Raw genomic sequence first — 14,434 nt, forward strand, 5'->3', positions numbered from 1 at the left:
GTATTATAAGGAGTATTAGCTTTTCCATCTGTGACAACCTTTTGGTCACCTTCTACAATCTCGTCTCCCTTTTTAAAGCGAAGTGGATTTCCTGCTTCGTCCACATAGTTGACAATGACTGAACCTGGTTTTGCACGGTAGTAGTAACGTACCGCAGAACCGATTTTCCAGCTATTTGAAAGTGCAATATTGCGTTCAGAGGTACTTAAAATATTGTTGGTCGTATTATCTTTTGCACGAAGAATCGGAACAGAAATCCGCATTCGTTCACCAACTTTAAGGACTTGTTTATCAGGCAAGTCAGCGTACTTTTCAACCGCAAAATCTCCCGCACTAAGACTTCTCTCTTTATCTTCAAATCTCGCACGCAAGTAGTGCGTTTTGTCTTTGGTAATTAAATCCGCTAATTCAGGTCTAGCTGCTAGGTCTGCATCCGAAACATTTTGAGGATCATAGAGCTTATTCTCCTCAATAGGAAACTCCTCAAGGTGGGTAAAGAAATACTCTGCTTCTGCCTTTTTCTCAGCCTCTGCCACTGCAGCTAGAGCAGCTGCTTTTGCTGAAGCATCTGTTAACGCTTCTGCTGCTTTTTTTTGTTTTTTTAGTTCTGATTCTATGCTATATGGTAGGATATAGGCTTCTACTTCCACTGTCCCGTCATTATCAAGATAGGTCAATTTCCTGTAAACAGTGATAGTATTGCTTTCTTTCCCATTTTCATCGATTTCCCGAATTCCTTTAGGTCCTGAGGCAGGGTTACGAAGATACTCAACAGAGCCTTTCGTGAAATCACGAGTCGGATCGATATCCCCTGATGGATTTCCTTTGGTTTCGACATAATCATAGCCTTCAATAACGATTGGAACGGTCGTATAGTCATACCCTCTCCAGCCATATTGCTTATAAGAAGGGTGGATGGATTCTCCTGTATCAATATCAAGATAGTGGGTTGGTTGCGGCAACCATGTTGCTACAGCGCTTTCAGCCTCCGCTCCCCAAACTGTCTCTGCCGACGAATTGACACTATAGGTTCTACCGACTAAATATTCCTGTTCATTTCCGCTACTAGAAATGATGCCATGTTCTCCTACTTTGAAATTAACAGTAAAGTTATCAATCGTCATTGGAACAACTGTGGTCGAGTCAGAAAGATCGAGGGAAGCCTTCCTGACAACTTGACCATCTTTGAAGGCTGTAATATAGACCTTGGCTGGTTTTCCATCCTCAGACTTTGGATCTGTAGCATCTACAGAGTAGGTGAATTTGACCGGATGCTCTGTGTCACCTTGCGTAGCTCGCAATCCTAGGATAGCTGTCGTGTAACGATTTGGTTCTGGATCTTTCGGATCTGCGTCATTGACTGCTTTGACAGAGTAATCTGTTTTCCACTCAGGTGCTCCTTCTTCCGCACCATTTTGAGCGGTAGCTCGCAAAGCAGACGTTCCTAAGGTTGAAAATGGTTGCCCTTGATTTGGAAAGGCTGCTTCTCTGCTTGGCGCTTTGGGACGGTTGGCATTTTCTGTATCAGTAACAGATGTCTCACCACCTGCTGTAACTGGAATAACTTCTGCTACATGAGATTCTATTACTTCTGCGCTCGTCAAACGACCGACAAGAGCATCGTTTTCTAACACTGTGACCGAACCATCACTAGCCACAAGTACTTTAAATCCTTCTGCCAAGTTATTGTCTGAACGAACTGTTGCGACAACAGCTGCTTTTTCAGCTTCACTGAGATTCGCAACATCCAAAACTCTCACTTTGTTCTGAACAGCGAACTGACGTTCGGTTGAAGCCACTTCTTCTGTGACAGGTGTAACAAGAGCATCTGCTATACCACTTGCTCGATCTGTCACAGTCGTTTCTGATGTCTGGTCTCCTCCTAGTTCTGGTGCTGAAGAAACCACTTCACTAGGAGTCACTTCCTCAGCAGCTACTTTATCTACGCCTGCTACGAATACTGTTCCTAAAAGAACCGAACACGTACCAATCGTAAACTTACGAATTGAGAATCGTTGTTTTTTCTTGAAAAACATCAATTTTCCTCTACTTTCTATTAAAAAATATCTGTCTGACAAACAGATGGCTTCTTTCCGTTTCCCAGCAGAAAGCGCTGTCGCTATTATACCACCCCCCCCCGAAAATACAAGCATTTGCTTTGCAATATAAAAAATAGTATCTCATCTCTATTTTGAAAGGACTATCTCTTTCACTCTTCTGCTCATCTAAATCATAGACAGAAAAAAAGGGAGTGGGACAAAAATCGTGAATTCATAGAAATCGATTTTGTAGTCCCACCCCCACAAGGTTGACTAGGTTTGTAGAATGTTGATTTATCAAGATTTTATAAACCAGACAACTACTGCGCCAAACTGTTAAATCTGCAAAAAAGAGGCCAGGGACTTTTGTCCCAGCCTCTTTTTTTCTGCTTTTTATTCTGCACCCAAGGCTGCCATTGTGATGTAGTTGTATGGCTTGTTGAAGTGTGGCAAGAAGAAAATGTCAAGAAGCGCTAGGCGTTCGATGGTAACTTTTTCTTGGATAGCAAGTGAGAACATATGGATACCCATTGACATGTCTTCTTTAGAAGCCATTTGAGCTCCGAGAACGACACGTGTATCTTTATCATAAACGATTTTAAGCGTTACTGGGAAGTTATCATGTTCGATAAATTCTGGTTTTTGATTATCTGTAAATTCAGTCACAACTGCATTGTAACCAAAGCGTTTTGCTTTTTCAAGTGTCAAACCAGTTGAAACCATCTTAAGGTCATAGATTGAAATACCATTTGAGCCTTGTACCCCGATTGATTCCAATTCAGTTCCACATGCGTTGTGAGCTGCTACGATACCTGAGCGAACAGCGTTGGTTGCAAGAGCGATGTAGTTCGTATCACCGATTGAGTTGTCATAGACAGTTGCACAGTCACCGATTGCATAAACATCTTTGATACTTGTTTCTTGTTTTTTGTTTACAAGGAAAGCACCATTGCGGAAGAGTTCAATCTTACCATCACCAAGACCAGTATTTGGTCGGAAACCAACAGCCAAGATAACCATATCTACGTCAAATGTTTCTTTGTCTGTTACGATGCGTTCTACTTTGCCGTCACCTTCAATTGCTTGTACAGTTTGACCAAAGGCTAATTGGATACCATGGTCTTCAAGGTTCTTGCTCATCATATCTGTCAAATCACGGTCGTAGTAACCTGCCAAACAAGTGTCTACAACGTCGATCAAGATGACTTCTTTTCCTTTGCGTTCAAAGGCTTCTGCAAGTTCGACACCGATGTAACCAGCACCAACAACTGCTACACGTTTGATATCTTTATCTTTCAATTTCTCAATCACATCTGCTGAGTTTTGGTACAATTTAACAAATTGAAGATTTTTAAGAGTTGCTTCAAATTCACGTGACCCTTCTTTGATTTCAGCACCTTTGATTGGTGGCAAAATTGGTTGTGAACCAGTCGCAAAAATCAACTTGTCATAGCTTTCAACATGTTTGCTACCGTCTTCTAAAAGAACGTGCACTTCTTTTTTATCATAGTCTACAAACTCAACAGGTGAGTTCATGTATACTTTTGCACCAAGGCTTTCCAACTGCTCTTTATCAGAATAGAATAAGCCTTCTGGGCCAGAGATTTGCTCACCAATCCATAGTGCCATTCCACAACCAAGGAAGGAAATGTTTGAATTTTGGTCAAATACAACGATTTCGTTGTCCGCACCATAGTTTGTTAACATAGTTTTGATACAAGCTGTACCAGCATGGTTTGCACCAACAACAACGATTTTAGACATAAGTAAATCTCACTTTCCTAAAAAATATTTTTTTCAAGATACATTATACTATACAATTGGTACCGATTACAATCATTATGCTCAGAAATTCACAACATTTTTAAGTAGGTCAGTTTTACAGAAAAAAACATCTCTTTCGAGATGCTTTTAGATTACTATTTACCAAGGACGTTTTTTAGACCTTCTACAGCGCCTTCTACAGCACCTTTTGCATCATCAGCAAGTTCTTTGGCTTTATCCGTTGCTTCATCAACCAATTCTTTTGCTTTACCAGCTGTTTTTTCTACAAGGCCTTCTACTTCTGTTTTCTTATCGCCAACTAATTTTCCAGCTTGTTCTTTCAAACCGCCTGTTAATTCATCTAAATTTAAAGACATATCTTCGTCCTCCTTTTATTTTATATCATCATGTTAACATATTTAGGAATGGAGTTCAACTTTTTCGCTCATAGAGAACTGTTTAACCATCGCTAAGTTCTTTTATTCGGACCCCTCACTTGGGAAAATAAAGGGAAATTCTCGTATGGCTATCAGTTTTAGAATCAATTTCCATATGATAGGCCTGTCCAAATTGCAAGCGCAAGCGTTGGTCCACATTTTTTAGACCGACACCACCAAGTTTTACAAGAAGATTTTCCGTTGTATCATGCGCAATAAAACCACGACCATTGTCATAGATAGACACGACAAGGAAGTCTCCTCTTTCTTCAACAGAAACGCGCACCAAACCCTGTTCCTTTATCTCTTTAATACCGTGATAAATAGCATTTTCAACTAGGGGCTGTAAGACCAGCTTAGGCAATTGAAAATCATCAAATCGCGCATCTTCTTCGATTTCATAGGTCAACTTGTCCCCGTAGCGCTGTTTTTGGATAAAGAGATACTGGCGAACATGGTCAATCTCATCTTTTAAAGCAATCTGTTCATTGCCCTGATTCAGCGCTAAACGGAAATACTTGGCAAGCGACTTGGTCACCTCAACCACTTTCTCGCTATTGTTAAATTCCGCCATCCAGACAATTGTGTCTAAGGTATTGTAAAGGAAATGAGGATTGATTTGACTAGAAAGAGCCTGTAGCTCATATTTGCGGACATTTTGCTCTTCTTCTTTGACAGCAAGCATCAATTTATCAATTTGATCCAGCATACGGTTAAATTGATGAGCCAAATCAACCAATTCTGGTGCCCCTTCTTCCTTCGCTCGAAGGCTAGCATCGCCATTTCCAATCGCCAAAATGGCCTCCTGTAAATCTCGTAAAGGCTTAATCCAATGCCGCAAGATAAACCAAATTCCCAAAAGACAAATTCCCAGAGCAACCAGTCCCGTTCCGACAAAAGTCGTCAGGACTTGACCTTGCAGCTGATGAAGATTTTCCATAGAAGCAACTCCAATCATTACCCAATCACTCTGGGGAATCTTGTACTGGTAGACATAGGAAGCTCCTTTGTTGACATAGCTGTTTTTCGCTAAGATGTAAGGCTCCAAAGCTTTCATCTCCTCGCTAGATGAATAGACACTCTTTTTGGGATGATAGACAAATTCATGATTGCTATTGATGATAAAGGTAAAACCGTCTTCTCCCAGTTGCAAGCGATCCAAATAATGCGACAAGGTATCATAGGCAATATCCAAGCGAACAACGGCGAGATTCTCACCTTTTTCATCCACCACTTCTTGGGTAATGGAGACCACCCATTTCTCATTAGCTTCAGAAAGATTTTGGCGTGCAGGAGTGACAACCGGCATAGCATGCTCGTGGATAGCTGCTTGATACCAAGCCTCTTTCATCATATCGCTAGATGTTTTCACGCTAACCACCTCATCTGTTGACACCAAGTGACCTGACTTTGTCACAAGGACAGCTGAGACCAAATCGCGGTCGGTTGATAAAATTGTATCAAATAGTTTGCGAAGATTGCTCTCGTTTTGAGCATTAGAGTCTTCTGCATAGGTCTTGACAAGCTCGTGATTTGCCAAACTACTGGTTGTTTCTTTTAATTTTTCCAAATAAGACTGGACAAATTGACCACTTTGGGAAATGGTATTTTGTGTATTTTGCTCAGTCGTTTCTCGAATCACGTCCGCACTCTTATGGTAGTAACCAGCACCAACAATCCCAAGCAGCAATAACATGGTGACAGCCACATAAACTACTAACTGAACAAAAAGAGAAAACCGCTTCATCCCTGCTCTCCTTTTTTAAATTGGCGTGGTGTGACACCAACAACCTGTTTAAAACGCTGAGAAAAATAGTTCATATCTTCAAATCCTACCTGCTCTGCTATTTCATAAATCTTCAAATCTGTGGTCAACAGCAACAATTTGGCCTTTTTCATCCGCTCCTGAATCAGATAGTCTTGAAAGGGCAGACCCAGTTCCTTTTTTAAAACAACACTGAGGTGTGAAGGACTAAAACCGAGATCCTGTGCTAAAGATTTGAGAGATAAGTCCTGATCGGCTAGCCTCTCTTGAATGAGTTGTGCGAGACTGGAGGTTTCACTCTGTTCAACCAAATCACTGATTTGTTGCCGTTTTTCTTCCTTGTCTAGCTTAATCTTTACTTTGACGAGCATTTCCTCCACATCTGCCTTAGAAAAAGGTTTGAGGAGATAGTCATCTGCCCCCAATTTTACAGCAGACAGCGCATAGTCAAAATCATCATAGCCCGTCAAAAAAACGATATGAGTCTCTGGATAATGCTCCTTGACCAGTTGTGCCAATCGGATACCGTTCATCTGAGGCATGTTAATATCGGTTAACAGGACGTCTGCTTGCTTTTTTTGAAAGAGTTCCCAAGCCTCCACACCATTTTCTGCTTCTGCCAAGACTTCCATCCCCAATTTTTCAAAATCCAGCAAGGATGAAATACCTTGTCGGACAAGATATTCATCTTCTACAATCATGAGTTTATACATATTTTTCTCCTGTCTGAGATCCTACCTCTAGTATAGCAAATTATGACAGAAATGACTGTTCATTCACAATAAATAAGGCGAGTTTCCCCGCCTTATCCTTCATATCATCAAATGAAACTGACTATTGGATTGCTAAAATCGCAAGTATAATTGGAGTTAGGAAAGATGATGTTTCAGTTTCAAATGAAGCTACTACACATAATCTAAGAGGTAGCCATAACCTTTGCTTTCCATTTCTGCTTTTGGAATGAACTTGATAGAAAGACTGTTAATGCAGTAACGCAGGCCACCCTTGTCTTTTGGACCATCGGTAAAGACATGTCCTAAGTGAGAATCACCAACCCGGCTTCTCACTTCCGTCCGCACCATATTGAAACTATGATCTTCTTTATAAGTCGCTACATCTGGACTGATTGGGCGCGTGAAACTTGGCCAACCACAACCAGAATCGAACTTATCTTTGGAAGAAAATAGGGGTTCACCCGTGACAATATCGACATAGATTCCTTCCTCAAATTGATCCCAATAGCGGTTTGAAAAGGCACGTTCGGTGTCATTTTTTTGAGTTACAGCATACTCTTCTGCTGTTAACATCTTCTTGATTTCTTCATCACTTGGTTTGTGGTATAAACTTTCGTCAATGGCGGGATAGCTCGCTTGGTTGACATTGATGTGGCAGTAGCCATTCGGATTTTTCTTGAGGTAATCTTGGTGGTATTCTTCAGCTTCTACGAAGTTCTCCAAAGCACCTTTTTCAACAGCAAGGGGCTTATCCAATTTCTTAGCTTGCTCGTCAAAGACTTCTTCGATGACCTTTGAATCCTCTTTGTCTGTGTAATAAACACCTGTCCGATACTGTGTTCCTCGGTCATTTCCTTGTTTATTGATACTAGTTGGGTCGATAATGCGGAAATAATGAAGCAAAACTTCGCGCAAGGAAATTTGATTCTTATCATAGGTTACTTTTACTGTCTCAGCATGACCTGTCTGACTAATCAATTCATACTTGGTAGTGCTCCCTTTTCCATTGGCATAGCCTGATACAGCATCTGTCACTCCTCCCACTCGTGAGAAATATTCTTCAACGCCCCAGAAGCAACCGCCTGCAAGATAAATTTCGTGGAGTTCTTCTTTCATAGAATCTTTCTTTTCCTTTCTTTTTACATCATTGGTTTGGTTCAAGACTGCATCTTTTATTTGAGAAGTCGATGTTGACGCTGTAGATGAGTTCAATAAACGACTTCCGAGTATAAAAGCAACTATAAGAACGAATACGCCTCCGATAATGAGGAAAACTTTAGACTTATCAATCATTTTGTCCTCCTATTTTATTTCTTTTAGCTTGTTTTCAATGCCGGCCTTGTCCATAAATCCTGGATGAACTTCAACTAAGACTCCATCGCTACCGATAAAGGCAGACGTTGGATAAGCACGGACACCGTATTCCTGCAACAATTTACCACTTGGATCAAGAAGCACTGGAGTGTGTGTATAGTCAAGCCCATCATACCATTTTTTGAAATCTTCTGCAGACTTTTCACCCATATGATCTGGAGAAACAACGGTTAAAATGACATAATCCTTGTCCTCTACTTGACTTGCCAGGTCATCTGTGTCTCTCAAAGTTGACAAGCAAATCGAACACCACGAAGCCCAGAATTTCAGATAGACTTTTTTACCCTTGAAATCTGATAGCTTATAGGTCTTGCCGTCTACACCCTCTAAGGTAAAATCAGGGGCTGGTTTTCCATCATTCATCACCTTACTTTCTCCTTCTCCCATTTCGTCTTTTTTCATATTATCTTTATCAGACATCTTGTCATCTTTCATGTCTTTCTTTTCATCAGACATTTTCTCATCCTTTTTCATCATAGAGCTGTCATCCATTTTTTTCATATCATCTGCCTTCTGACTAGAACAGGCTGTCAAAAGACCAACTGATAAGAGGCTAGCAAGCAATAAGGTTTTGGTTTTCATAAAATTTCTCCTTTTCGATTTATCCAAATAATTGGGCAAAGATATTTAAATTTCCTAACATGAGTAGAATTCCCATTAGAATAATGATAATTCCACCAATTTTCTTTAAGGTTCCCATATAGGGTTTGAGTTTACTGAAATAGCGTAGAACAAATGATGATGCAAGAGCTACTAATAGGAATGGAAAAGCAAGACCTAGTGTGTAAAGCAACATGAGGATTGCCCCTTGCCAAGCCCCATTACCACCTGAAGCCGCAATCGCAAGCACCGAGCTTAGTACCGGTCCGACACATGGTGTCCAACCAAAGCTAAAGGTCAAACCGAGCAAGAAGGCATTGTAGAAATCATTGCGTTTTTTATCCTGCTTAAATTGGACACTCTTTTGCTTTTGCAATTGGGAAATGTTGATGATCCCTGTCTGGTGAATCCCTAGAACAACTACGATTCCTCCTAGAACATAACGGAACCAATCCGTATAGAGGAGATTTCCTAGAAATCCCGCCCCATATCCTAGCGTAATAAAGACCATGGATAGCCCTGCGATGAAAAAGAGGGTTTTGACAATACCATACCAGGCAATTTCCATTCCGAAAAATCGTACGGTTCTTGGTTCATCTGAATCGAGCAAGACACCGACATATACTGGTAATAATGGGAGAATGCACGGTGAGAAGAAAGACAGGATTCCTGCTAAAAATACCGATACTAAAAATACAACTGAGGTCATTTCGTTACTCCTTATCCTTTTGTATCTCTAGTATAGTCCTATTTCACCCCAAAAACTAGAGAATTTCATGTGGAAAAACTTGAATTTGATTAGATAACACAAACTCCCCAGTTCTTCTGAACTGAGGAGTCCTTTTTATTCAAACAAGCGATAATAATCTGCCAAGGTCATTTTTTGTTTTTCTTCTTTGTTCAAATCTTGGATAATTTGCCCATCTTTCATCACTAAGAGGCGATTGCCGTATTTGAGCGCATCTTCCATTTGGTGAGTAATCATCAGAGCTGTCAATTGATCCTTGGTGACAAAGCGGTCTGTCAATTCCATGAGAGCTACACTCGTCTTAGGATCAAGAGCCGCTGTATGCTCATCCAAAAGCAACAATTCTGGACGTTTCAAGGTCGCCATCAAGAGGCTCAGTGCTTGACGTTGACCACCTGATAGAAATTCAATTGGTGTGTCCAAATGTTTTTCAAGGCCATTGCCAATCTGGTCAATCGTTGCTTGAAATTCTTCCTTGTAACTACTTAGTTTTCGCGGAACAAGACCACGCCCTTCCCCACGGAATTTCGCAATCAAGAGATTTTCTGCAACCGTCATCCGAGGTGCTGTCCCCATTTTCGGATCTTGAAAGACTCGGGCCAGATACTTGGCTCTTTTCTCCGGTGACAAATGCGTCACATTGTCACCCAGGATATGAATTGTCCCACTAGTCAGCGGCAAGGTTCCTGCAATCACATTGAACAAGGTTGATTTACCAGCACCATTCCCCCCTAAAATCGTAATGAAATCATGCTCATGAATCGTTAGAGAGACCTGATTTAAAATCACTTTTTCTTCGCCAAATCCGCTATTGACCACCTTAGTGGCATCTTTTAATTCTACAATTGCTGTCATTTGCTAATGGTCACTCCTTTGAAGACTTTTGCTTTTAGAGTCGGAATCATAAGGCAGATTGCCAAGATTACAGCGCTATAAATGCGAAGATAGCTCGTATTAAAGCCGAGCGCAATCACAGCCCAAATCAAAAATTGATAAGAAATAGCCCCAATGACAATGGTCATCAACCGCTCTGCAAGACTGAGACTCTTAAAGAGCACTTCACCGATAATCAGACTGGCAAGACCCACAACAATGACCCCGATTCCACGTGAGACATCCGCATAACCTTCCTGTTGGGCAATCAAAGCACCCGCAAGTGCAATCACACCATTTGATAAGACCAAGCCCATGAGTTCCATTCGGTCGGTATCAATACCAAAGCTCCGTGCCATATCAGGATTATCCCCTGTTGCGATGTAGGCTTGTCCTAACTTGGTATCAAGGAAGAAAAGCAGAGCTGCAATCACGATAGCTACAAATATTAAGCCTGCTACTAGATTATTGATAGCGTCAGTAAAAGGGAGATAGTCCTGAATTTGTGTCGTCCCTAACAAACCAAGATTGGCACGCCCCATAATCATCAGCATAATGGAATGGCAGGAGGTCATCACTAAAATCCCTGATAAAAGAGTAGGAATTTTCCCTTTGGTATAGAGCAAGGCTGTTGCAAGACCAGCTACACAACCAGCAAGGACTGCAATGCCTGTCGCAAGAAATGGATTCATACCACCGCTAATCAACGTGACTGCTACTGCACCTCCCAAAGGAAAGCTCCCTTCAGCCGTCATGTCTGGAAAATTCAAAATCCGAAAGGTCATATAAATGCCAAGGCCCAAGATAGACCAGACCAGACCCTGTGATACTATTGATACAATCATATTTTCTATCCTATACTGTATGAAATAAGTGGGTCCTGTTGATCACAAACTTAGACCCACTCTCATTTTCTAGCTTATTCTACAATTTCACCAGCAGCTTTTTCAATCTCTTCTGGAATTGTAATCCCTAATTCTGCTGCAACTTTTTTGTTGATAATTGGTGCACCCTGATCCACTACATCTACTGGTGTTTCTGCTGGTTTTGCACCTTTCAAAATCTTAGCAGTCATTTTTCCTGTTGAAACGCCAAGGCCGTATTGGCTCACGACAACAGATGCCAAACCACCTTCTTTTACCATGGTGTCCGCACTTGGGAAGATTGGCACTTTTGCTTCTTTGTTGCTGGCAACTACTGTCTTAAAGGCTGAAGCAATGGCATTATCTTGTGGAACCCAAATCGCATCAACTTTGCTGGTCATAACAGCCATGGTTGAAGCAATCTCATTGCTAGACGGAACTGGATAAGCTAGAACTGTATAGCCTTCCTTTTCTGCTAGCTCTGTGAATTTTTCCACATTCAATTTGGAATTATCTTCGTTACTGGAATACAAGACACCAATTGTTTTAGCGTTTGGAGTTAGTTTTTTAATTAATTCCAGCTGTTGAGCAATCGGTTGCGGACAAGCAACACCTGTCACATTTGCACCTGGTTTTTCAAGACTTTTCACCAATTTCGCACCAACTGGATCTGTGATAGCTCCCATGACAACAGGAAGGTCACTTGTTGCACTCGCCAAGCCTTGAGCTGCTGGAGTTGCAATTCCTACCACAACTTGGTTGCCATTTGCGACTAATTGTTCACTCATAGTAGCAATTTTGCCTTGGTCCCCTTCTGCATTCATAAAGTCAATGTTGATTTTATCGCCTTTAAATCCTTCTTCTGCAAGACCATCTTGGATACCGCGGTAAATTTCATCAAGCGCTTCGTGGGTCACAAATTGAAGGACTCCCACCTTAGCGACATCTGTCTGGTCTGCTTCTTTTTTCGTCTCTTTCTTGGTTGAAAAGAATATACCACCCATTACGACTACTGCAAGCACTACAATGGTTACTAATAAATTTTTGTTTTTCATGATTGATCTCCTATTTCATGTATAAAGTATCTCTACATTTTAGTCTATTGTTTATCCTAATCTTTACAGACGCCATCGTTTCTTCATGATATAATCCCTCCTCATACAGTGCTCTGTCATCCATAACACTATAGAAAAAGCCCTCACATACAAAAGCTGTATGCGAGGGCGTCAATGACACGGTGCCACCTCACTTATGGAAGTGTCTAGAATCCTTCCATATCTCTATCTCCTCTAACAAGGAGTTGCACGGTAAGGGGTGCCAACCGAATTCTCATTGTTTTGAATTCATTTATATCCTCAGCCCATTTCATAAATGTCCGCTGCTTGTTCACAATCACCACAAGCTCCCTGAAAACTTCTCACTTATTACTTCTTCTGATTAGTAAACATTATAAAATTTCTTATTTTATTTGTCAATAGCTTTTTGTAAAATTTTTAAAAAATGGTATAATTGGGAAGCAACGAAACAGAAAATGAACACCGCTACTAACTAGAAATATGAGGAATAGACATGTCTTTTGACGGATTTTTTTTACATCACATGACAGCTGAATTGCAAGAAGCACTTGAGGGTGGACGAATTCAGAAGATTAACCAGCCTTTTGAGCAGGAAATAGTCCTCCATATCCGCAGCAATCGGACAAGTCACAAACTGCTACTCTCTGCTCATTCGGTCTTTGGTCGCGCCCAGCTGACCCAGACTGACTTTACCAATCCAAAGGTTCCCAACACCTTTACCATGATTTTACGAAAATACTTGCAGGGCGCCATTATCGAGACTATCCGCCAGTGGGACAATGACCGAATCTTGGAATTTATCGTGTCAAACAAGGACGAGATTGGCGATCATATTAAGGTCAGTTTGATTGTTGAAATCATGGGGAAACACAGCAATATTCTCCTCATTGATAAGGCCGAGGAGCGGATTATCGAAGCTATTAAGCACGTCGGCTTTTCACAAAATTCCTATCGGACCATTCTACCGGGGTCGAGCTATGTCCGCCCTCCTGAGACCAATAGCCACAATCCCTTTACCATCAAGGATGAAAAATTATTTGAAATCTTGAGTACCGAAGAGCTAGCACCCAAGCGACTTCAAGTCCTTTTTCAGGGCTTGGGACGAGATACCGCAACAGCCTTGTCTGAACAACTTCTCACGGATAAACTCAAAAACTTCCGTAGTTTTTTTGCCCAAACCTGCCAGCCTAACGTAACGGCTAAATCTTACTCTGCTGTTCCTTTTGCAGATAGTCAGGAAGCATTTTCCAGTCTATCAGAACTCCTTGATTTTTATTATCAGGATAAGGCGGAACGGGACCGTGTTGCTCAACAAGCTCAGGAATTGATTAAGCGGGTCGCTAGTGAATTGGACAAGAACCGCAAAAAATTAGGTAAACAAGAACAAGAACTCCTAGACACCGAAACAGCTGAATTCTTCCGCCAAAAAGGGGAGTTACTGACAACCTACCTGCACCAAGTTCCCAATGACCAAGCTAGTGTGACCCTAGACAATTATTATACCAATGAACCATTGGAGATTGAACTGGACCTTGCGCTTACTCCAACCCAAAATGCCCAACGCTATTTCAAAAAATACCAGAAATTAAAGGAAGCTGTCAAACATTTAACCAACCTGATTGCAGAAACTAAGGCTAGCATTAACTACTTAGAAAGTGTTGACACCATGCTGGGACAGGCCAGTCTTTCTGAAATTGACGAAATTAGAGAAGAATTGATTGAAACTGGCTATCTCAAACGCCGCCATAGAGAGAAAATCGCCAAACGCCAAAAACCAGAGCGCTATCTAGCAACAGACGGCAAAACAATTATTCTCGTTGGGAAAAACAATCTCCAAAATGATGAATTGACCTTTAAACTGGCAAAAAAAGGCGAATTGTGGTTCCATGCCAAAGACATCCCAGGAAGTCATGTCATTATCACGGATAATCTTGATCCAAGCGACGAAGTTAAGACGGATGCGGCAGAATTGGCGGCTTATTTCTCCAAATCTCGCTACTCCAATCTAGTCCAAGTTGATATGATCGAGGCCAAAAAATTGCACAAGCCAACTGGTGGAAAGCCGGGATTTGTGACCTATCGTGGTCAAAAAACACTCCGTGTTACACCTGATGAAGCAAAGATTAAAGCCATGAAGCAATAAGAACCTCACAACAGAAAG

At 41.3% G+C, this 14,434-nt stretch carries 12 protein-coding genes; 1 reads left to right on the forward strand and 11 read right to left on the reverse strand.

Features of this window, described 5'->3' with window-relative positions; genetic code table 11:
- The 11 genes from ABPH35_RS02825 to trpX all read right to left on the reverse strand — a co-directional run.
- Nucleotides 1-2,036, reverse strand: a 2,036-nt coding sequence (locus tag ABPH35_RS02825; RefSeq protein ID WP_349987940.1) for a YSIRK-type signal peptide-containing protein, incomplete at its 3' end; no start/stop codon positions are given.
- Between the two features lie 396 nt (nt 2,037-2,432).
- Nucleotides 2,433-3,803 (reverse strand): H2O-forming NADH oxidase, encoded by a 1,371-nt coding sequence (gene nox, locus ABPH35_RS02830; protein ID WP_349987941.1) that lies wholly within the window; start codon nt 3,801-3,803, stop codon nt 2,433-2,435.
- A 155-nt stretch (nt 3,804-3,958) separates the two neighbouring features.
- On the reverse strand, nt 3,959-4,180 hold the full coding sequence (locus ABPH35_RS02835; RefSeq protein WP_349987942.1) for a CsbD family protein: 222 nt from the start codon (nt 4,178-4,180) through the stop codon (nt 3,959-3,961).
- A 115-nt stretch (nt 4,181-4,295) separates the two neighbouring features.
- A complete protein-coding gene (locus ABPH35_RS02840; protein ID WP_349987943.1) occupies nt 4,296-5,987 on the reverse strand; it encodes a cache domain-containing sensor histidine kinase in 1,692 nt (563 codons plus the stop codon).
- Nucleotides 5,984-6,718 (reverse strand): response regulator transcription factor, encoded by a 735-nt coding sequence (locus tag ABPH35_RS02845; protein WP_349987944.1) that lies wholly within the window; start codon nt 6,716-6,718, stop codon nt 5,984-5,986. The genes ABPH35_RS02840 and ABPH35_RS02845 overlap by 4 nt, the downstream gene beginning before the upstream one ends.
- 192 nt (nt 6,719-6,910) lie before the next feature.
- Nucleotides 6,911-8,032, reverse strand: coding sequence for a peptide-methionine (R)-S-oxide reductase MsrB (msrB, locus tag ABPH35_RS02850; RefSeq protein WP_349987945.1), 1,122 nt, complete (start codon nt 8,030-8,032; stop codon nt 6,911-6,913).
- A 9-nt stretch (nt 8,033-8,041) separates the two neighbouring features.
- Entirely contained in the window at nt 8,042-8,695 is a 654-nt protein-coding gene (locus ABPH35_RS02855) for a peroxiredoxin family protein (RefSeq protein WP_349987946.1), read from the reverse strand.
- Between the two features lie 19 nt (nt 8,696-8,714).
- The gene (gene ccdA2 / locus ABPH35_RS02860) at nt 8,715-9,422 is read right to left on the reverse strand and encodes a thiol-disulfide oxidoreductase-associated membrane protein CcdA2 (RefSeq protein ID WP_349987947.1); all 708 of its coding nucleotides are present in this window, start codon (nt 9,420-9,422) and stop codon (nt 8,715-8,717) included.
- 135 nt (nt 9,423-9,557) lie between these two features.
- Complete coding sequence (locus ABPH35_RS02865) at nt 9,558-10,316, reverse strand: ABC transporter ATP-binding protein (protein ID WP_068993127.1); 759 nt, start codon at nt 10,314-10,316, stop codon at nt 9,558-9,560.
- Entirely contained in the window at nt 10,313-11,179 is an 867-nt protein-coding gene (locus ABPH35_RS02870; protein WP_349987948.1) for an ABC transporter permease, read from the reverse strand. Before ABPH35_RS02870 ends, ABPH35_RS02865 begins: the two co-directional genes overlap by 4 nt.
- Before the next feature lie 74 nt (nt 11,180-11,253).
- Nucleotides 11,254-12,252 carry a tryptophan ABC transporter substrate-binding protein gene (gene trpX / locus ABPH35_RS02875; protein ID WP_349987949.1) on the reverse strand — a complete coding sequence of 333 codons (999 nt, stop codon included), beginning with the start codon at nt 12,250-12,252 and terminating at the stop codon, nt 11,254-11,256.
- Nucleotides 12,253-12,766: 514 nt separating this feature from the next.
- Between trpX and ABPH35_RS02880 the strand changes: the two genes are divergently transcribed.
- Nucleotides 12,767-14,416: an Rqc2 family fibronectin-binding protein gene (locus ABPH35_RS02880; RefSeq protein ID WP_349987950.1), complete on the forward strand. Its 1,650-nt coding sequence runs from the start codon at nt 12,767-12,769 to the stop codon at nt 14,414-14,416.
- The last annotated feature ends 18 nt before the right edge of the window (nt 14,417-14,434 follow it).

The sequence above is a fragment of the Streptococcus handemini genome, assembly GCF_040984445.1.
Lineage (GTDB): Bacteria > Bacillota > Bacilli > Lactobacillales > Streptococcaceae > Streptococcus > Streptococcus handemini.